Origin of the sequence: Kitasatospora sp. NPDC056273 (assembly GCF_042268845.1) — a bacterium.
Classification (GTDB): Bacteria; Actinomycetota; Actinomycetes; order Streptomycetales; family Streptomycetaceae; genus Kitasatospora.
The window spans coordinates 171,189-188,713 of sequence record NZ_JBHJSJ010000005.1 but is presented as its reverse complement, the minus strand read 5'-3'; the positions used below and the strand labels follow the sequence as shown (position 1 = coordinate 188,713).

Annotated in this window: 16 protein-coding genes; 4 read left to right on the top strand and 12 right to left on the bottom strand. The window is 74.9% G+C overall.

Annotated features, from left to right (window positions below; all coding sequences use genetic code 11):
- Nucleotides 1-20: 20 nt before the first annotated feature.
- From ACFCY1_RS06805 to ACFCY1_RS06780, 6 genes are all read right to left on the bottom strand, one after another.
- Nucleotides 21-470: an SRPBCC domain-containing protein gene (locus ACFCY1_RS06805; protein ID WP_049651504.1), complete on the bottom strand. Its 450-nt coding sequence runs from the start codon at nt 468-470 to the stop codon at nt 21-23.
- A 4-nt stretch (nt 471-474) separates the two neighbouring features.
- Complete coding sequence (locus ACFCY1_RS06800) at nt 475-948, bottom strand: VOC family protein (protein ID WP_049651503.1); 474 nt, start codon at nt 946-948, stop codon at nt 475-477.
- 85 nt (nt 949-1,033) lie between these two features.
- Nucleotides 1,034-3,037: a phosphocholine-specific phospholipase C gene (locus ACFCY1_RS06795; RefSeq protein WP_375873791.1), complete on the bottom strand. Its 2,004-nt coding sequence runs from the start codon at nt 3,035-3,037 to the stop codon at nt 1,034-1,036.
- A 44-nt stretch (nt 3,038-3,081) separates the two neighbouring features.
- Complete coding sequence (locus ACFCY1_RS06790; RefSeq protein WP_375873790.1) at nt 3,082-4,518, bottom strand: endonuclease/exonuclease/phosphatase family protein; 1,437 nt, start codon at nt 4,516-4,518, stop codon at nt 3,082-3,084.
- A gap of 351 nt (nt 4,519-4,869) precedes the next feature.
- Complete coding sequence (locus ACFCY1_RS06785) at nt 4,870-5,136, bottom strand: metal-sensitive transcriptional regulator (RefSeq protein ID WP_049651499.1); 267 nt, start codon at nt 5,134-5,136, stop codon at nt 4,870-4,872.
- Nucleotides 5,137-5,242: 106 nt separating this feature from the next.
- Complete coding sequence (locus ACFCY1_RS06780) at nt 5,243-5,590, bottom strand: PRC-barrel domain-containing protein (RefSeq protein ID WP_375873867.1); 348 nt, start codon at nt 5,588-5,590, stop codon at nt 5,243-5,245.
- 254 nt (nt 5,591-5,844) lie between these two features.
- On the opposite strand from ACFCY1_RS06780, the gene ACFCY1_RS06775 reads away from it, so the two are divergent.
- Nucleotides 5,845-6,660, top strand: coding sequence for an SAM-dependent methyltransferase (locus ACFCY1_RS06775; RefSeq protein WP_117493013.1), 816 nt, complete (start codon nt 5,845-5,847; stop codon nt 6,658-6,660).
- 39 nt (nt 6,661-6,699) lie between these two features.
- On the opposite strand, the gene ACFCY1_RS06770 is transcribed toward ACFCY1_RS06775, so the two are convergent.
- From ACFCY1_RS06770 to ACFCY1_RS06760, 3 genes are all read right to left on the bottom strand, one after another.
- On the bottom strand, nt 6,700-7,377 hold the full coding sequence (locus tag ACFCY1_RS06770; RefSeq protein ID WP_049651497.1) for a response regulator transcription factor: 678 nt from the start codon (nt 7,375-7,377) through the stop codon (nt 6,700-6,702).
- Nucleotides 7,374-8,753 carry a sensor histidine kinase gene (locus ACFCY1_RS06765; protein ID WP_074004856.1) on the bottom strand — a complete coding sequence of 460 codons (1,380 nt, stop codon included), beginning with the start codon at nt 8,751-8,753 and terminating at the stop codon, nt 7,374-7,376. The genes ACFCY1_RS06770 and ACFCY1_RS06765 overlap by 4 nt, the downstream gene beginning before the upstream one ends.
- Before the next feature lie 241 nt (nt 8,754-8,994).
- Nucleotides 8,995-11,196 (bottom strand): MMPL family transporter, encoded by a 2,202-nt coding sequence (locus ACFCY1_RS06760; protein WP_375873789.1) that lies wholly within the window; start codon nt 11,194-11,196, stop codon nt 8,995-8,997.
- Between the two features lie 380 nt (nt 11,197-11,576).
- Here ACFCY1_RS06760 and ACFCY1_RS06755 point away from each other — a divergent pair, with 380 nt between their 5' ends.
- The 3 genes from ACFCY1_RS06755 to ACFCY1_RS06745 are packed head-to-tail and all read left to right on the top strand — an operon-like array spanning nt 11,577 to nt 14,773.
- The gene (locus ACFCY1_RS06755) at nt 11,577-12,701 is read left to right on the top strand and encodes a DegT/DnrJ/EryC1/StrS family aminotransferase (protein ID WP_375873788.1); all 1,125 of its coding nucleotides are present in this window, start codon (nt 11,577-11,579) and stop codon (nt 12,699-12,701) included.
- A gap of 22 nt (nt 12,702-12,723) precedes the next feature.
- Nucleotides 12,724-13,668 carry an NAD(P)-dependent oxidoreductase gene (locus tag ACFCY1_RS06750; RefSeq protein ID WP_049658039.1) on the top strand — a complete coding sequence of 315 codons (945 nt, stop codon included), beginning with the start codon at nt 12,724-12,726 and terminating at the stop codon, nt 13,666-13,668.
- A 13-nt stretch (nt 13,669-13,681) separates the two neighbouring features.
- On the top strand, nt 13,682-14,773 hold the full coding sequence (locus ACFCY1_RS06745) for a hypothetical protein (protein ID WP_375873787.1): 1,092 nt from the start codon (nt 13,682-13,684) through the stop codon (nt 14,771-14,773).
- Nucleotides 14,774-14,821: 48 nt separating this feature from the next.
- On the opposite strand, the gene ACFCY1_RS06740 is transcribed toward ACFCY1_RS06745, so the two are convergent.
- The 3 genes from ACFCY1_RS06740 to ACFCY1_RS06730 form a co-directional block, all read right to left on the bottom strand.
- Nucleotides 14,822-15,592 (bottom strand): polysaccharide deacetylase family protein, encoded by a 771-nt coding sequence (locus tag ACFCY1_RS06740; protein WP_375873786.1) that lies wholly within the window; start codon nt 15,590-15,592, stop codon nt 14,822-14,824.
- A complete protein-coding gene (locus ACFCY1_RS06735) occupies nt 15,589-16,440 on the bottom strand; it encodes an SDR family oxidoreductase (RefSeq protein WP_074004863.1) in 852 nt (283 codons plus the stop codon). The genes ACFCY1_RS06740 and ACFCY1_RS06735 overlap by 4 nt, the downstream gene beginning before the upstream one ends.
- A 78-nt stretch (nt 16,441-16,518) precedes the next feature.
- On the bottom strand, nt 16,519-17,406 hold the full coding sequence (locus ACFCY1_RS06730) for a DMT family transporter (protein WP_049656234.1): 888 nt from the start codon (nt 17,404-17,406) through the stop codon (nt 16,519-16,521).
- Nucleotides 17,407-17,525: the final 119 nt, after the last annotated feature.

Below are 17,525 nucleotides of genomic sequence, written 5' to 3'. Positions count from 1 at the left end.
GTTTGGCGGGCGCCGGGGTCTCAGGGCATCAGCCAGGGCTCCTGCGGCAGCGGGTGGCCGGTCTCCAGGTAGGTCTTGAGGTTGGCGAGCACCGCCGACCAGCCCTGCTCGGCGTCCGCCCGGGCGGCCTCGTCGGCGAGGTCCACGTGGGTGACGGTGAGCCGGGTGAGGTCGTGCCAGCCCTGGAGTTCGAAGGTGACCCGGGAGGGGAAGGCGGCGCGCCCCTCCTGCGGCCCGGCCCAGGTGGTGACCAACAGGTGCGGGCGGTCGACCGCCTCGACGGTGCCGATGACGTCGGCGGTCCCGGAGCCGTCGGTCCGCTGGTGCTCCCAGGGCGCGCCGAGCAGCCAGGTGGAGACGTTGCGGTGGCCCCAGTAGAGGCCGGACTCGTCGGCGTTGGTGAGCGCGTGCCAGACCCGCTCGGGGGTGGCCCGCAGGTAGGTGATGCCGCGGTGGCTGAAGGCGGTCACGGGCTCACCCCTTCGCCGCGTCGAGCAGCGGCTGGATCTCGATCTTCTGCATCCGCAGCATGGCCGCGAAGACGCGGTCCGCCGTGGCCCGGTCCTCGCCCGAGACCAGGTCGAGCAGCACCCGGGGGGTGATCTGCCAGGAGAGGCCGTAGCGGTCCTTGAGCCAGCCGCACGGGCCGGGCTGTCCGCCGTCGGCGGTGAGCTCCGCCCAGAGCCGGTCGACCTCCTGCTGGTCGTCGCACGCCACCTGGAGCGAGATCGCCTCGGTGAAGTGGAACGCCGGGCCGCCGTTGAGGCCGACGTACGCGCGGCCGGCGAGCTCGAACTCGACGGTCATCACCGAGCCCGCCGGGCCGGGGCCGGTCTCGCCGTAGCGGGTGGTCCTGAGGACCCGGGAGTTCGGGAACAGCGTGGTGTAGAAGGCGGCGGCCTCTTCGGCCTGGTCGTCGAACCAGAGGGAGGTGGTGATTTTCTGCATGCGCCCGACGGTAACGGCGGGGTCCGTCGGGGCGGCCGAGCCACGGCCGGGGGTCACCGGATCGGCGCCCCCGGCCGTCGCCGGGTCAGTGCACCCAGCCCGCGAAGCGCCGGACGAAGCGCTGACCGGTGTGGGCGGTCACCACGACGTCGTAGCGGCCCTGCTCGTCCAGCGGCCAGGCCAGGTTGGCCTGCTTGCCGGGCTTGACCCAGACGGTCTGCGCGGTGCCCGCGAAGTCGTTGGGCGCGGCGGTGAAGGCCACGTCGGTCATCCCGTCGTTGACGAGCTGCAGGGTGAGCTTGCGGCTGCCGCGCAGGTCGACGGTGACGATCGGCACGCCGATGTCGTTCTGGCCGTCCTGCCCGTCGCGGACCACGGTGCCGGCGAAGCGCCGGACGAAGCCGTCCGGGCCGTGCACGGTGAAGTCGTAGCGGCCGTCGGTGGTGGCGGCGTCCCAGACGTACCGGGCGGTGGCGCCGGGGGCGACGGTGTACGGGGTGCCGGCGAAGGGGAGCAGGATGTTCGGGTAGACGGTGTACGGGAAGGCCACCGAGCCGTCGTTGCTCATCGTGCAGGTGACCTTGCCGGTCTTCCGGTCCACCTCGACGTCCGCCCACGGCTGGTACGGCAGCGGGCGGTGCGGGCGCTCGCCGCGCTCCTGGACGGGCATCGCCTGGGCGCCGACCGCCGGCAGCGCGACGCCGGGCAGCCTGGTGCCCGCGTCGGCCCTGGCCATCAGGGCCTTGGTGTCGGGCAGCACCGGGATCGAGAGCTCGGGGGCGGCGAAGTCGAAGCAGCTGGTGAGGTCGCCGCAGACGGCCCGGCGCCAGGCCGAGATGTTGGGCTCGGCCACCCCGGTGACCAGTTCCATGAAGCGCAGCACCGAGGTGTGGTCGAAGACCTGGGAGTTGACCCAGCCGCCGCGCGACCAGGGCGACACGACCCAGAGCGGCACCCGGTTGCCGAGGCCGATCGCCCGTCCCTGGGTGAACTCCTCGGGGGTGCCGGGCTCCGGGGTGGGCGGGACCATGTGGTCGAAGTAGCCGTCGTTCTCGTCGTACATCACCAGGAAGACGGTGTGCCGCCAGACCTCCGGGTTGGACGTCAGCGACCGCAGGGCCTGGTCGACCCAGTGCGCGCCGTAGGCCGGGCCGGCCTCCGGGTGCTCGGAGAACAGGTACGGCGCGACCAGCCAGGAGACGGTCGGCAGGGTGCCGTCCTTGCAGTGGCGGTCGAAGTCGGCGGGGTCGAACTTCGTCATCGCGTTGACGTAACGCGGGTCGTCGTGCGGGAAGTTGTGGAACTGCTTGAAGTAGGAGAGCGCGTTGTCGTCGTAGTCGCCGGTGCGCTCGTCCTTGCTGGGGTTGTGGTAGACGCGCCAGCTGACGCCGGCCGCTTCCAGGCGCTCGGCGTAGGTGGTCCAGTCGGCGACGGGGTTGTCGGTGACCGGGGTGTTGTCGATCCACGGGCCGGTGGTGCCGTCGCGGCCGGGGCCGGACGTGCCGGTCCACAGGTAGAGCCGGTTGGGGTCGGTCGGACCGGCCAGCGAGGTGAAGTAGGCGTCGCAGACGGTGAACGCGTCGGCCAGGGCGTACTGGTAGGGGATGTCGTCCCGGGTGAAGTAGCCCATGGTGCGCTCGCCCTTGGCGGCGATCCACTTGTTCATCGCGCCGTTGTTGATGGCCTGGTGGCCGGTGGCCCAGTCGTGCGGCAGGCCGCCGGCGTTCTGCGCGTTGTACTTGGCGGTGTCCATCCGGTACGGCAGCATCACGCCGCCGTCGCTGCGCCGGCCGTCGGGCTGGCGGAAGACGTCGGTGCCGTCCGGGAACTGGAGCGCCTGCTTGTCGCCGAAGCCGCGGACGCCGGCCAGGGTGCCGAAGTAGTGGTCGAAGGAACGGTTCTCCTGCATCAGGACGACGACGTGCCTGACGTCCTTGACGGTGCCGGTCAGCGGGGTGCCGGGCTTGGCACCGGCGGCGGGAGCGGGGGCCGGGGCGGCGGCGGCCTGGACGGCCGTCAGACCGCTCAGGGCGGTGGCGCCGGCGGCCGCGGTGGCGCCGACGAAGGTGCGGCGGGAGAGCTCGGGCATGACGAACTGGCCTCTCGGAGCTGGGAGTCGGGGAGCCTGGGAGCTCAGAGCTGGAAGGTGGCGACCGCGGCGGCGGTGTCGGAGGGCCACTCGTTGGCGGCGGAGCCGGGCTCGGGCTGCGGCCAGCCGACGGCCAGGGTGTGCGCCTCGACCAGCTTCAGCGGGCCCGCGTACTGGACGTAGTCGGTGCGGTCCTGCGGCTCGGGGCGGTCGCCGCGCCGCTTGCGGGTGGGCGACCAGGTGGTGCCGGGGGCCTTGACCGGGTCGCGGTTCTCCTCGCGGAAGGTGTCGGTCAGTCCGGCGCCCTGGAGGGCCACGGTGACCGGCCAGGCGAGCGCGCCGACCCCCTGGTGGGCGGCGGCGGTGGCGGCCGTCCAGTCCCGGTGCGAGGGCGAGGAGAGCGCACCGGCCAGCACCACCGGGGTGCGCCGGGCGATGTCCGCGCGGACGGCGGCGGCCAGCGCCTTGGCCTGCCTCAGCCGCAGCGAGCCGTTCTCGGCGGCCTCCACCTCGGCGGCGGTCCGGCCGTCCTGGACGGCGTACGGGCCGTAGCCCGCCTCGTCCAGGTGGGCGGCCCAGAAGCGGACGGTGCGGCCGCCGGGCAGCCGCAGGGTGGCCGCGGCGGCGGGCAGTTCGGCGGTCGGCGGGGTGACGTCGGTGAGCGGGTGGCGGCTGAGGATACCGACGCTGCCCGGGCTCTGGTAGGCGTACCAGCCGAGGGCGTCGGCCAGGGTCCTGGCCCGCTCCCCCGCGGTCTCCTGGAGGGCGAGCACGTCCAGGCCCTGGGCGAGGACCACGCGCAGCTGCTTCTCCAGCGCGTCGGTGTAGGCCGAGCCCGCGTCGTGCAGGTTCCAGCTGGCGGCCTTGAGGCGCGGCGGGGCGGCCGGGTCCGCCACCGGGACGAGGACGGTGACGGTGTCGGTGGCACCCGCGCTGTCCTTGACGCCGACGACCACCGGCTCGGGGTTCCGGCCGGGGGTGGCGGGGGCGGTGCCGGTGAGCGTGCCGTCGGCGCCGACCGCAGCCCAGGCGGGGCCGCTCACCTTGCGGTAGGTGGCGGAGCCGGCCGGGTTGCCGGCCGGGCGGGACCAGAGGCCGCCGAGCCGGACCGTCACCGCGGCACCCGGGGCGACGGGCGTGGCGGTGAACGCGTCGACGGCGGCGTGCGGGCGGACGACGGCGGGCTTGGGGCGGAAGGTGAACGGCCCGGTGCGGGCCAGGATGCCGTAGCCGTCCTTGGCGAGCAGGTAGGCGGTGTACGGGCCGCCGGTCAGCGCGGAGGTGTCGAGCTGGACGTCGCCCGAGGTGCCCGCGGTGTACTTCCACAGCAGCGAGCCGCCGTTGCCGGGCTGGCGGTCGCCGTCGTAGATGCCGACCCAGTTCTTGGCGTCGGGGGCGTCGGTGCTCCAGTGGAAGGTGAGCCGGTCGCCTTCGGTGGGGTTGGTGGAGGAACTGAACGTCAGGGCGCTGCCTGCGGCCACGGTTGTCCTGTCCGCCGCCCGGGGCCGGACCGCCGGGGGACGGTTCGCCGGGGCCGGGTTCGGCTGGTCACGGAGGCTGGGAGGAGGGGAGCGCACGCAGTTGGCTGTACAACTGCGGGCGGCCCTCATTCACCCGAAGGCCGGCGACCGGCGCGTGAACGACGCATGACGGAGCGTCGGGCGGTACGGGAACTTCGCTGGGCGGGGCCGTCGGCCCGCGGCACGGGTGCGGTCGCGGGCAGGTTCGCGGATGCTTCCTCCGGTGTTTCCGCCGACATGCCGCGAGGGCCGCGGCGGGAGGATCCGCCGCGGCCCTCGTCGGACCGTACCGCTGAACCGGGTGCCGCCCGGTCAGGCCAGGGCGAGGAAGAGCTTCTCCAGCTCGGCCTCGCTCATCGGCGCGGCGTCCTGGTCGGCGGCGGCCATGCACTGGCGCATGCCGCTCGCGACGATCTTGAACCCCGCCCGGTCGAGCGCGCGCGAGACGGCGGCGAGCTGGGTCACCACGTCCTTGCAGTCCCGGCCCGCCTCGATCATCGCGATCACTCCGGCCAACTGGCCCTGCGCGCGGCGCAGCCGGTTCAGGACCGCGCCGACCGCCTCCTCGTCCACCTGCATGTCGGGGCCGCCTTTCACATCGACTGTCGATGGACAAGTGTACCCGGCGGGGTATTCATTCCCGGCTGGCGAAAGCCGTGCTCGGCGCCCCCGGGTACGGCTCGGCTCAGCGGCGGGCCAGGCGGCGCTCCCCGCCCGCACCGGTCGCGTACGGCAGCTCGTAGTGCGCGAACACGGCGGGCTCGTCCTCGGCGGGCAGCACGTCGTCGGTGCCGATCGCCGGGGCCTGCTTGACCTGGTTGCGCGGGTAGGCCACCCGGAGGTAGTCCGGCCCGGCCACCGCCCCGTCCAGCGGGACGAAGACCAGGCGGCGCCGGCCCGCGAAACCGACCGTGACCGTGCCTAAGAACGGCTCGTCGCTGGCCGTCTCGACGTAGACCGACTCCAGCGACCCGATGCGGTGGCCCTTCTCGTCGACCACGGCGTGGCCGCGCCACTCGCGGATGTCCGCCATCGCGATGCCCACGGGCCTGACCTCCCGTCCCCGGCTGTTCCCCCGCCCGGACCTCCATCCTGCGCCGGGAACGGCAGGGGCGCGCGGCGAGCCCGGGAGCCCGCCCCGCCCGACGAAAAGGGACATACGGGGGTGACCCGACCAACCGGCACCCGGGCCGTGACCTGGGCTTTAGGCTGTCCGCCAACAGGGCCGCGAGTGGATCGTCCGTGGCGCCCGGGACAGAGGAGACGGCAACCGTGGGATACGAGAACATGTGGGAGTCCGGCGGGGCCGGGATCCCGGCCGACCTGCGGCCCGACGTGCCGCACCCGGCCCGGATGTACGACTACTACCTCGGCGGGAAGGACAACTTCCCCTCCGACCGCGCCGCCGCCGAGAAGGCGCTCGCCGCCAACCCGGAGTTCCGCTCCACCGCCCGCGCCAACCGCGGCTTCCTCACCCGCGCGGTGCGGTGCGTCGCCGAACTCGGCATCGACCAGTTCCTCGACATCGGCACCGGCATCCCCACGGCCGGCAACACCCACGAGATCGCCCAGGCGGCCCGACCGGGCGCGCGGACCGTCTACGTGGACAACGACCCGATCGTGCTCAGCCACGCCCGCGCCCTGATGGCCGGCTCGGGCCCCGGCCACACCACCGTCATCCGGGCCGACCTGCGCGAGCCCGCCGCGCTGCTGGACGCCGTCCGGGCGGCGGACCTGCTCGACTTCTCCCGCCCGGTCGGACTCGTCCTCGCCGCCGTCCTGCACTTCCTGCGGGACGAGGACCAGCCCCACCAGGCCCTCGCCACCCTGCTGGACGCCCTGCCCTCCGGCAGCCACCTGGTCCTCTCGCACGGCACCGCCGACTTCATCCCGGCCGAGATCCGCGACCGGGTCACCGGTGTCTACGACAAGGCCACCGCACCCCTCGTCGGCCGCTCCCGCGAGGAGGTCCGGGCCTTCTTCGACGGCCTCGACCTCCTCGACCCCGGTGTGACCACCGTCCCCCTCTGGCGACCCGACACCACCCCCGCCCCGGGCGCCGACCGCGTCAGCATGTACGGCGCCGTGGCCCGCAAGCCCTGAGCTGCGGGGCCGGACCGGCCACCGCCGGCCGGGCGGGCCTCAGTTCGGGCGGCCGGGCGGGACCAGGCCGGTCTGGTAGGCGATGGCGACGAGCTGGGCGCGGTCGCGGGCGTCGAGCTTGGACATCGCCCGGTGGACGTGGGTGCGGACGGTGAAGGGGCTGACGAACATCCGCTCGGCGATCTCCTCGTTGGTGAGGCCGGTGGCGGCCATCGACATCACCTCGCGCTCGCGGGCGGTGAGGACGGACAGCCGCTCGCTCGTGGAGGCGGCGGAGGCCGGCTCGGGCTGGGCCAGGAACTGGTCGATCACGGCCCGGGTGGCGGCGGGCGAGAGCAGTGCCTCGCCCGCCGCGACGGTGCGGACGGCGGCGAGCAGCTCCTTCGGGTCGGCGCCCTTGCCGAGGAACCCGCCGGCGCCCGCGCGCAGCGCCTGGGCCACGTACTCGTCGATCTCGAAGGTGGTGAGGATGAGCACCCGGGTGCCGGACAGCGCCTCGTCACCGCAGATCTCGGCGGTGGCGCCGAGGCCGTCGGTGCCGGGCATCCGGATGTCCATCAGTACGACGTCGGGCCTGGTGGCCCGGGCGAGTTCGACGGCCTCCCGACCGTCGGCGGCCTCGCCGACCACCTCCATGTCCTCCTCCGCGTCGATCAGCAGCCGGAAGGCGCCGCGCAGCAGGGCCTGGTCGTCGGCGAGCAGTACCCGGATGGTCATGCGTGGTCCCTCTCCTCTCGGACCGCGCCGTCCGCTCGGGCGGCGCCGTCCTGTCCTTCGGCTGGTGTCGGGCGATCGGCTGGTGCCGGGCGATCGGTGCGGGCGGCGCGCGCGGCCCTGGCGGCCCGGGCGACGTCGGCGGCGGTGAGGGCGCCCACGGACTCGGGGCCGTCGTCGCGGGCGCCGGTGCGCAGCGGCAGTTCGGCGGTGACCAGGAAGCCCCCGTCGGGCCGCCGGTCGGCACTGAGCCGGCCGCCCACCGCCCCGGCCCGCTCGCGCATGCCGATCAGGCCGAAGCCGCCCTCGCTCGGCGGGTGCTGGGGCAGTGGCACCGCGCGGCGGCGGCCGGTCGCGGTCGGGCGGCCGTTGGCGACGCTGACCGCGACCCGGCTGCCGCTGTAGGCGAGGGTGATCTCGGCGTCGGCGCCGTGGGCGTGCTTGGCCACGTTGGTGAGCGACTCCTGGACGATCCGGAAGGCGGTGAGGTCCACGCCGGGCGACAGCGGGCGGGCCTCGCCCTCGACGGAGAGCCGGATCGGCAGACCGGCCCGCTCGAAGGTGTTGATCAGTTCGGGCAGCCGGTCGAGGCCGGGGGCGGGTTCGAGCGGGGCGCGGTCCTCGGCGCGGCGCAGCAGGCCGACGGTGGCGCGCAGTTCCTGGAGGGCCGAGCCGGTGGCGTCGGTGATGTGGCTGAGCACCTCCCGGGCCTGGACGGGGTGGTTGTCCATGAGGTGGACGGCGATGGCGGCCTGGGCGTTGGCGAGGGCTATGTGGTGGGCGACGACGTCGTGGAGGTCGCGGGCGATCCTGATCCGCTCGTCGGCGACCCGCCGGCGGGCCTCCTCCTCGCGGGTGCGCTCGGCGCGTTCGGCGCGCTCCTCGATGGCCGCGAGGTGGGCGCGGCGGTTGCGGATGGAGTCGCCGAGGGCGCCGGGCAGCAGGGCCCAGGCGAGCACGCCGAGCCGTTCGCTGATCGGCCCGCCGGGGCCGAGCAGCAAGGTGATCCCGGTGAGCAGGACGGCGGTGACGACCGAGGCGCGCAGTGCGGTGGCACGGTCGGTGCGGATGGCGAGGAAGTAGAGGGCGAGCAACAGCGGCGTGGCCACGGTCGGGGTGAGCCGGGGGCTGACCATGGCGAGCGCCATCGTGCAGAGCAGCGTGACGGCGACCACCGCGCGCGGGTGGCGGCGGTGGGCGAGCACGGTGACGGCGGAGAACAGCGCGATGGCGAAGGTGGGCGCGGCGAACGGGGTGAAGTGGCCGCCGTTCTGGTCGATGGTGGCACCGAGGCCGGTGACCGTGATCACGCCCGCGCCGCCTGCCGCGTCGAGCAACCGGGGATGGTCGCGGCGCAGGCGCTGCCAGATGTCGCTCATGCTCGTGCTCTCCGGTCGGGGGACGCTGGTCGCGCCCGCGCCCGGGCATCGCCAGTTCGTGCCGCGCCGGCTCCCGGTGGGAGCGGCGGGCGGGGTCGGGGGCTCCGGACGTACGGCGGTCCCCGACAGCAACGGTAACGGTTGGGGTTCGAACCGCTGTCCGAGCCGTACGGGGTCGGTCCGAGGGGCGGTGCCCGGCCCGGGCCCGCGCGGTGGCGGGGCCGGGCCGGGTGGCAGCGCCCTAGACGGTGACGGACTCCCGGGCCGGGGCCGGCTCCGGGGCGGCGGTCGCGAGCTTGCTGCCCTCGACGTCCACGTCCGGTATCAGGCGGTCGAGCCAGCGCGGCAGCCACCAGGCGCGGCGGCCGAGCAGGGCGAGGACGGCCGGGACGATGGTCATCCGGACGATGAAGGCGTCGAAGGCGACGGCCGCGGCGAGGCCCAGGCCCATCATCTTGATCATCGGCTCGCTCATCCCGATGAAGCCCGCGAAGACGGCGATCATGATGAACGCGGCGGCGGTGACCACCCGGGCGTTGTGCCGGAATCCGGTGACGATCGCCTCACCGGGCTCCTCGCCGTGGACGAAGCCCTCGCGGATGCGGGTGACCAGGAACACCTCGTAGTCCATGGCGAGGCCGAAGACCACGCCGATCATGAAGATCGGCATCATGCTCATCACCGGGCCGGTCTGCTCCACGCCGATCAGGTTGGCCAGCCAGCCCCACTGGAAGACCGCGACCACGGCGCCGAGCGCGGCGACCACCGACAGCAGGAAGCCGAGCGCCGCCTTCAGCGGAACGAGGAGCGAGCGGAAGACGATCATCAGCAGGATGACGGCGAGGCCGACGACCACGGCGAGGTAGGGCACCAGCGCGTCGGACATCTTCTGCGACACGTCGATGTTCATCGCCGTGGTGCCGCTGACCAGGACCGTCGCCCCGGTGGCCGTCTTCAGGCCGGCCGCGTCGTGGCGGATGGCGTGCACGATGTCCTTGGTCTCGGCCTCGCTCGGGCCGGTCGCCGGGACGGCGTTGAGCAGGGCCGTGTCGCCCGCCTGGTTGAACATCGGCGGCGTCACCGCGATGACCCCGGGCAGGCCCGAGACCTTCTTGGCGACCTCGTCGGCGGCGGCCTTCGGGTCGGCGACGCCCTTGGCGTCCACCATGACCGTCAGCGGGCCGTTGAAGCCGGGGCCGAAGCCCTCGGAGAGCAGGTCGTACGCGCGGCGCTGGGTGGTGGAGGTGGGCTTGGACTCGTCCCCCGGCAGGCCGAGCCGCAGGTCGAGCGCCGGGGCGGCGAGCACCCCGAGGCCGATCACGCCGCCGAGCAGCACCGCGAGCGGGCGGCGCAGGATGAAGCGGGCCCAGCGGGCACCGCCGTTCTCCTTCGCGCCCGGGGCCGCCGCACCGCGGGCCTTGCGGGCCTTGCGCGGCAGCACCTTGCGGCCGAGGAAGCCGAGCAGCGCGGGCACCAGGGTGAGCGCGACCAGCACGGCTATGACGACCGTCCCGGCGGCGGCCATGCCCATCTTGGCCAGGATCGGGATGCCGACCACGGAGAGGCCGGCGAGCGCGATCACCACGGTGAGGCCCGCGAAGACCACCGCGGACCCGGCCGTGCCGACCGCCCGGCCCGCCGCCTCCTGGGGCGTCCGGCCCTCGGCGAGCTCGGCGCGGTAGCGGGAGACGATGAACACCGCGTAGTCGATGCCGACCGCGAGGCCGAGCATCATCGCGAGCGTGCCGGTGGTGGTGGAGAGCCCGAGCGTGCTGCCGAGCGCGGTGATCAGCGCCATGCCGAGGCCGACGCCGATGACGGCGGTGAGCAGCGGCAGGCCGGCCGCGAGCAGCGAGCCGAAGGTGATCACCAGGACGACGGCGGACAGCGCCATGCCGATCGCCTCGCTGCTGCCGCCCGCGTCGGGCTTGGCCATCAGCGCGGTGCCGCCGATCTCGACCTTGAGGCCGGCGTCCCGCCCGTGCTGGGCGGCCTGCTCGAGGGTGTCGGTGGCGGTCTTGGAGACCTCGCCGGCCTTGGCGGAGTAGCTCACCGTGGCGTAGGCGGTGGTGCCGTCCGCGGAGACGGCGCCCTTCATCTTGAACGGGTCCACCGCGCTGGTGACCTGCTCGGAGCCGGCGAGCTCGCCGACCGTGCGCTCGACGGCCTGCTGGTTCGGCGCGGCGGTGATCTTCTGGCCGGAGGGGGCGACGAACACCAGGCGTGCCGAGGCCCCGTCGGCGTGGCCGCCGGGGAAGCGCTCGTTCATCAGGTCGAAGGCCTTCTGCGCCTCCGTGCCGGGCATCGCGAAGCCGTCGTCGGGTGCGGCGGGCGCCTTGGCCGCGAGGACTCCGACGGCCGCCAGCACGGCGACCCAGAGGAAGGTCACCAGCCGGCGCCGGACGAAGGTCCATCGGCCCAGACGGTAGAGGAACGTGGCCACGGGAGAGCGGACTCCTTCGGATGCGGTTCTCGGGATCGGGAGGTGCCGCGGCCGGCCGGACGTCCTGGTGGACGCGGTCCGCCGCAGCATGACCAATCCTTGATCGCCGACCCCTACTCCGTCGTCGTCCCTGCGCAGGCCGTTTGCGTACTGCGGACGCAGTAGTGCCCTCCCCCGTACGGAGGAGCGCGCGTCCTACCCCGGAAGCAGCCCCTGGACCTGCGGCGGAAGCAGATCCGGTCACCCGTGCGGTCCGCGGCGGCGGGCCGCGGGCCGGTGGGCGAAGTAGCGTGATGTGCCTGACCCGTCCGCTGACGTGCGGTTCGGGAGGATCCGACCCGATCGGTGCTGCTTTCGCAGCCCGCCGCCGGAGGTGCCCCATGGGCGTTCCAGCCGCCCGCATCGTGTTCGACGAGAGCGACCGTGCGGCCGTCGCCGAAGCGGTGACCGAGATGCTCACCACCGGCGCGCTGACCCTCGGTCCGTGGACCGAGCGCTTCGAGCAGGCCTTCGCCACCGAGCACGGCGCCTCGCACGCCGTCGCGGTGAGCAGCGGCACGGCGGCGCTGGAGGTGATCCTGCGCGGCATCGACGTCCGGGGCCGCGACGTGGTCGTCCCCGCCGTCACCTTCTACGCCACCGCCGGCGCGGTGGTGCACGCGGGCGGGCGTCCGGTCTTCGCCGACGTCGACCCGGCCACCCTCGCGCTCTCCCCCGAGACCCTGGAGGCGGCGCTCACCCCGGACACCGCCGCCGTCGTCCTGGTGCACATCGGCGGGCTGGTCGGCCCGCAGGTCACCGCGGTGCGGGCGCTGTGCGACCGGCGCGGTATCCCGCTGGTCGAGGACGCCGCGCACGCCCACGGCAGCAGCTTCGACGGGCGCGCCGCCGGGACCTTCGGCCTGGCCGGGGCCTTCTCCTTCTACCCGACCAAGGTCACCACCAGCGGCGAGGGCGGGATGATCCTCACCGAGTCGCCGGAGCTGCGCGACGAGGCCCGGATCTACCGCGACCAGGGCAAGGGCTCCTTCACCACCAACCACCACGTGAAGCTCGGCTACTCCTGGCGGATGAGCGAGCCGCACGCCGCGATCGGGGCGGTGCACCTGCGCCGGCTGAAGGAGTTCATCGAGACCCGCCGGGCCGTCGCCCGCCGCTACGACGCGGCGCTGGCCGGGCTGGACGGCCTCGACCCGGTGCTCGAACCGCCCGGCTGCCGGGGCAACTACTACAAGTACGTGGCGCTGCTGCCGCCCGGGGTGGACCGCGCGGAGTTCAAACGGGCGGTGGCCGAGGAGCACGGGGTGCGGCTGTCCGGCGAGGTCTACGACCTGCCGCTGCACCTCCAGCCGGTGCTCGCCCCCTACCGGCGCGGGCCGCTGCCGGTGGCCGAGGACGTCTGCGCCCGGCAGGTCTGCCTGCCGGTGCACTCCGACATGACCGAGGACGAGACGGAGCAGGTGGTCGACGCCGTCTCCGCGGTGTACCGGCGCCTGGCCGGGTAGCCGGAGCGAAGGGAGCAGGATCGTGCGGATAGCCGTCACCGGAGGCTGCGGGTTCATCGGTTCACACGTCGTGGACCACCTGATCGCGGCCGGCCACGACGTCCTCGCGGTGGACACCACCGACAAGTACCTCAACCCGGACGCCGAGCACGCGCGGCTCGACATCCTCGACCTCGGGGCCCTCACCGCGGCGCTGGCCGGCAGCGAGGTGGTCTACCACCTGGCCGCCATGGCCGACGTCGAGCAGGTCTCCGCCGACCCCGTCCGCGCGGTGCGGACCAATATCGACGGCACCGAGGCCGTCCTGGAGGCCGCCCGGCGCAGCGGCCTGAGCCGGACCGTGCTGGCGAGCACCGTCTGGGTCTACGGGGCCGCCCTCACCGACGGGCAGATCGACGGCGGCGAACAGGAGCTGGACGAGCACGTGCCGATCGAGCTGGAGCACAGCGGCCATCTGTACGTCGCCACCAAGCTCGCCGCCGAGATGCTGGTGCACAGCTACCGCGAGCTCTACGGGCAGCACTTCACCATCCTGCGCTACGGCATCCCGTACGGCCCCCGGATGCGGGACGAGCTGGTCGTCGCCCGGTTCGTCCAGGCCGCGCTGACCGGTCGGCCGATCACCATCGCCGGGGACGGTCGGCAGAGCCGCAACTTCGTCTACGTCGAGGACCTCGCCGACGCCCATGTCCGGGCCCTCTCCCCCGCCGCCGAGGACCAGACCTTCGCGCTGGAGGGCTCGGCGGCCGTCTCGGTGCGGGACATCGCCGACACCGTCGACGCCCTGCTGGGGCCCGTCACCATCGAGCACATCGACGGGCGGAAGGCCGACTACGCGGGGCGGCGGATCTCCTCGGCACAGGCGAAGCGGCTGCTGGGCTGGTCGCCGAGCACCAACTTCACCGCCGGCGTGCGGCAGTACGCGGACTGGTACCGGGCCGCCGTCGGCTCGGCCGCCGGCGCCTGACGGGGGCCGCCCGATGCCGCACGCCCTGCTGGTCTCCGGCTCGCTCGGGCAGGGCCACGACGTGATGGCGCAGGCCTGCGCGGACACCCTGCGGGAACGCGGCTGGACCACCGGCACGGTCGACGCCATGGCCCTGCTCGGGCAGCGCTCCGGCGCGGCCGGGGAGGCGGTGTTCCGCCGGCTGCTCGACCTGCCCGGGGTGTACGACGCCTTCCACTTCTCGGCGCTGCGGCCGGGCGCCCGGCTCGCCCTGCTCGCCGACGCGGCGGCCCGCGCCCGGCTGGTCCCGGCGCTGCGGGAGCTGATCGCGGCGCAGCGGCCGCAGCTGGTGGTCTCGGTGTTCGCCACCGCGACCTCGGCGGTCAACCGGCTGCTGCGGCAGGCCCCGGAGCGGGAGTTCCGGCACTTCGTGTTCTGCACCGACGTGACGCCGCACCGGCTCTGGGTGCAGGAGGGGACGGACCTGTTCCTGGTCACCTCGGAGGTCGCGGCGTGCGCGGTGCGGCGGTACCGGCCGGACGCCGACGTCGCCGTCGTGCCGGCGCCGCTGCGGCAGCCGTTCTACCGGCCGCCGGAACGGGCCGCGGCGCGCGCCGAGTTGGGCGTACCGGCGGGCGCCGCCTGCGTGCTGCTGATGTCGGGCTCCTGGGGGCTCGGCCCGCTCGCCCGCACCGCCGCCTCGCTGGCCGCCGCGGGCCCGCACGTGCTCGCGGTGGCCGGGCGCAACCGGGAACTGGAGCGCCGGCTGCGGACCGCCGCGCGCCGGGAGCCCCGGCTGCACCCCTTCGGCTACACCGACCGCGTCCCCGCGCTGATGGCCGCCGCCGACCTGGTGGTCACCAGCTCGGGCGACACCTGCAGCGAGGCCCGGGCGCTGGGCCGGCGGCTGCTGCTCCTCGACGTGGTGCAGGGGCACGGGCGCGACAACCTCCAGCACGAGCTGGAGCTCGGCCACGCCGACGTCGCCACCGCCCGCCCGGCCGAGGTGGTCCGCAACGCCCTGGCCGCCCTCGGCCGCCCCGAGCCCGCACCGTCCGCCGGCGCCACACCGGAGGCCTGGCAGGCCGGGTTCGGGGCGGTGCTGCGACGGGTGGGGCTGGGCTAGCCGCGCGGGGGACGTGGTGCGGCACGCGGGTGGCGGCCGGTGTGTCCGTCACCCCGGACGGTTCCCCGCGCCCGACGGCACCCGGTGGTCGCGGAGGGGGCCGAGGGTGAGGCGGTGGGTGCGGCAGTGGGCGGCGATCAGTGGGAGGGCGGCGAGGGTGGCGCGCCAGGAGCCGGGGGCGGAGGTGCAGTCGGAGTCGTGCAGCAGGAGGGTGGCGCCGCCGGTGAGGCCGGGGCGGGCGGTCGCGTAGACGGACTCGCCGGTGGCCTCCGCCGTCCAGTCGCGGCCCCAGGCCGTCCACAGCACGCTGCGCAGGCCGAGCCGGCGGGCGGCCAGGGCCGGGCCGGCGGTCAGGACGCCGTACGGCGGGCGGTACCAGCGCGGGCGGGCGCCGCAGAGTTCGGTCACGGCCTCGCTGGCGCGGCGCAGTTCGCGCAGGTCGCGGGCGGGGGCCGGGTACCACTGCTGCCGGTGGTGCCAGCCGTGGACGGCCACCTCGTGGCCGCGCAGCACCAGCTCGCGGCCGAGCCCGGGGGCGCGCTCCAGCATCGCGCCGAGCAGGAAGAAGGTGGCGCGGGCGCCGAGTTCGTCCAGCGCGTCGAGGACGTACGGGGTGCTGGCCGGATCGGGGCCGTCGTCGAAGGTCAGGGCGACGTGGCCGGGCGCGGCGCCGTGGCCGGCGGTGCGGCGGGCCAGGGTGCGGCGCAGTGGCGGCAGGCGGACGGCGGCCGGGGCGAGGTGCAGGAACTCCGCGCCGACGGCGAGGGCAGTGGCGGCGACGGCGGCGGTGCCCGTCCGGTGCACGGCGGCGGCGCTCACTCGAAGCGGGCGGCCATCCGGCGGAACACGCCCGGTGCCACCCCGTGGAGGCGCGACGGGAAGCCGAGCCAGTGCGGGACGTAGAGGCGGTCGCGTTCGGTGGTGATGGTCGCCACCACCGCGTCCGCGACCCGGTCCGCCGGGACCAGCCTCGGCCAGTCGCGCTCGTATGGGGTGCCGCGCCGCTCGAAGAACGGGGTGTCCACCGCGCCGGGGAGCACCAGGCGCACCCCGACGCCCGTGCCGCGCAGCTCGTACCAGAGGCTCTCGGCGAACATCGTCAGCGCGCCCTTGGTGGCCGCGTAGCCGGACTCCTCCCGCGAGCCGACCTGGCCGACGATCGAGCCGAGCAGCACGATCCGGCCGCGGCGGCGCTCCAGCATGCCGGGCAGCAGCAGGCGGACCAGGCGCAGCGGGGCGGCGAGGTTGACCTCGATCATCCGGTCCAGGGTGTCGGAGGGCGTCTGCGCGTACGGGCCGCGCCAGCCCAGGCCGGCGCTCGCGACCAGGGCGTCCACCCGGCCGGTGTCGGCCAGGGCGGCCTCGGCGAGGCGGGCCGGGCCGTCCGGCTTGCTCAGGTCCTCGGGCAGGGCGCGGCCGCCGGTGCGGTCGGCGAGTTCGTCGAGGCGGGCGCGGTCGGTGCCGGAGAGCAGGGTGAGCCAGCCGGCGTCGGCCAGGCGGGTGGCGGTGGCGCGGCCGATCCCGGAGGAGGCGCCGGTGATCAGCGCGACGGGGCGGTCGGCCGGGTCCGGCGGGGGCTTCAGGGCCTTCCGGTCGGCGGGAGCCGCGAGGTCGGTGACCTCCTTCGGGTCCGACCGCCGGGGTCGGGAGTGGGGCTCCTCCGCCATCGGGCACCTGCCGCTCTGTGACCGCCTAGCCGTCCGTTTTGTCCGGCAAGTCACCTTCGCACGGCGGAGCCGTCCGGGCTACCGGGGCGGTACGGCGGGCTCCGCCTCGGCGTCCCGGTGCGGGGCGGTCGGCTCCGCGGGCCCGCCCTCCGGCTCGCCGAAGCGGGAGAGCACGAACGTGCCGCCCACCGCCACCGCGAAGCCCGTCAGCGCGCACCACTCGAACCCGGGGCGCGCGGCGTCCCCGAGCACCGTCACGCCGACCAGCGCCGGGCCGAAGGTCTCGGTCACCGTCCCGGCGGCGGTCGCGGCCGTCACCGTGCCGCGTTGCAGGGCCAGGGCGTAGGCGAGGTAGCCGCCGAGGCCGCCGACGGCGAGGGCGTAGGCGGCCGGGTCGGTGAGCACGGCGACCGGGCCGGAGGCGTCCAGCACCCGCACGGCCAGGCTGGTCACGCCGAAGCCGGCCCCGGCCAGCAGTCCCAGTCCGGCCGCGGCCGCGTTGCCCTCCCGCCGCACCAGGACCAGGGTGGCGAGCAGCAGGACGGCGGTGGTGGCGAGCAGCGCCCAGTGGAAGGCGGGCGCGGCGTGGTCACGGCCCTCCCGGCCGGAGCCGAGCGCCAGCAGGGTCAGGCCGACGACCACGGCGAGGATGCCCGCGAGGTCGCCGCGGCGCAGCCGCGCGCCCAGCAGCCAGACGGCGGCCAGGGCGGTGACGGCCAGGCTGGCGTTGGTGACGGCCTGGACGAGGAAGAGCGGGAGGGTGCGCAGGGCGACGATGCTCAGCGCGAAGCCGACGATGTCCAGCAGGGTGCCGAGGAGGAACTGCCAGGACCGCGCCAGCGCGGCGAGCAGGCCCGCCCGGACCCGGTCGGCGCGCGGGGCCGACCGCGCCCCGCGCGCCTGGAAGACCGCCCCGAAGCCGAAGCAGACGGTCGCGACCAAGGCGGTGGTGAGTCCCAGCAGCATGCCTCTCCCAGCCTCCCGGGGCAGCGTCGATCCACCACCAGTCTGGGGCCGGGGGGACGGGGTCGCACGGGTGGAGCGGGTGGGACGGGAGCGGCGCCGGACGGGATCGGCTGGGCCCG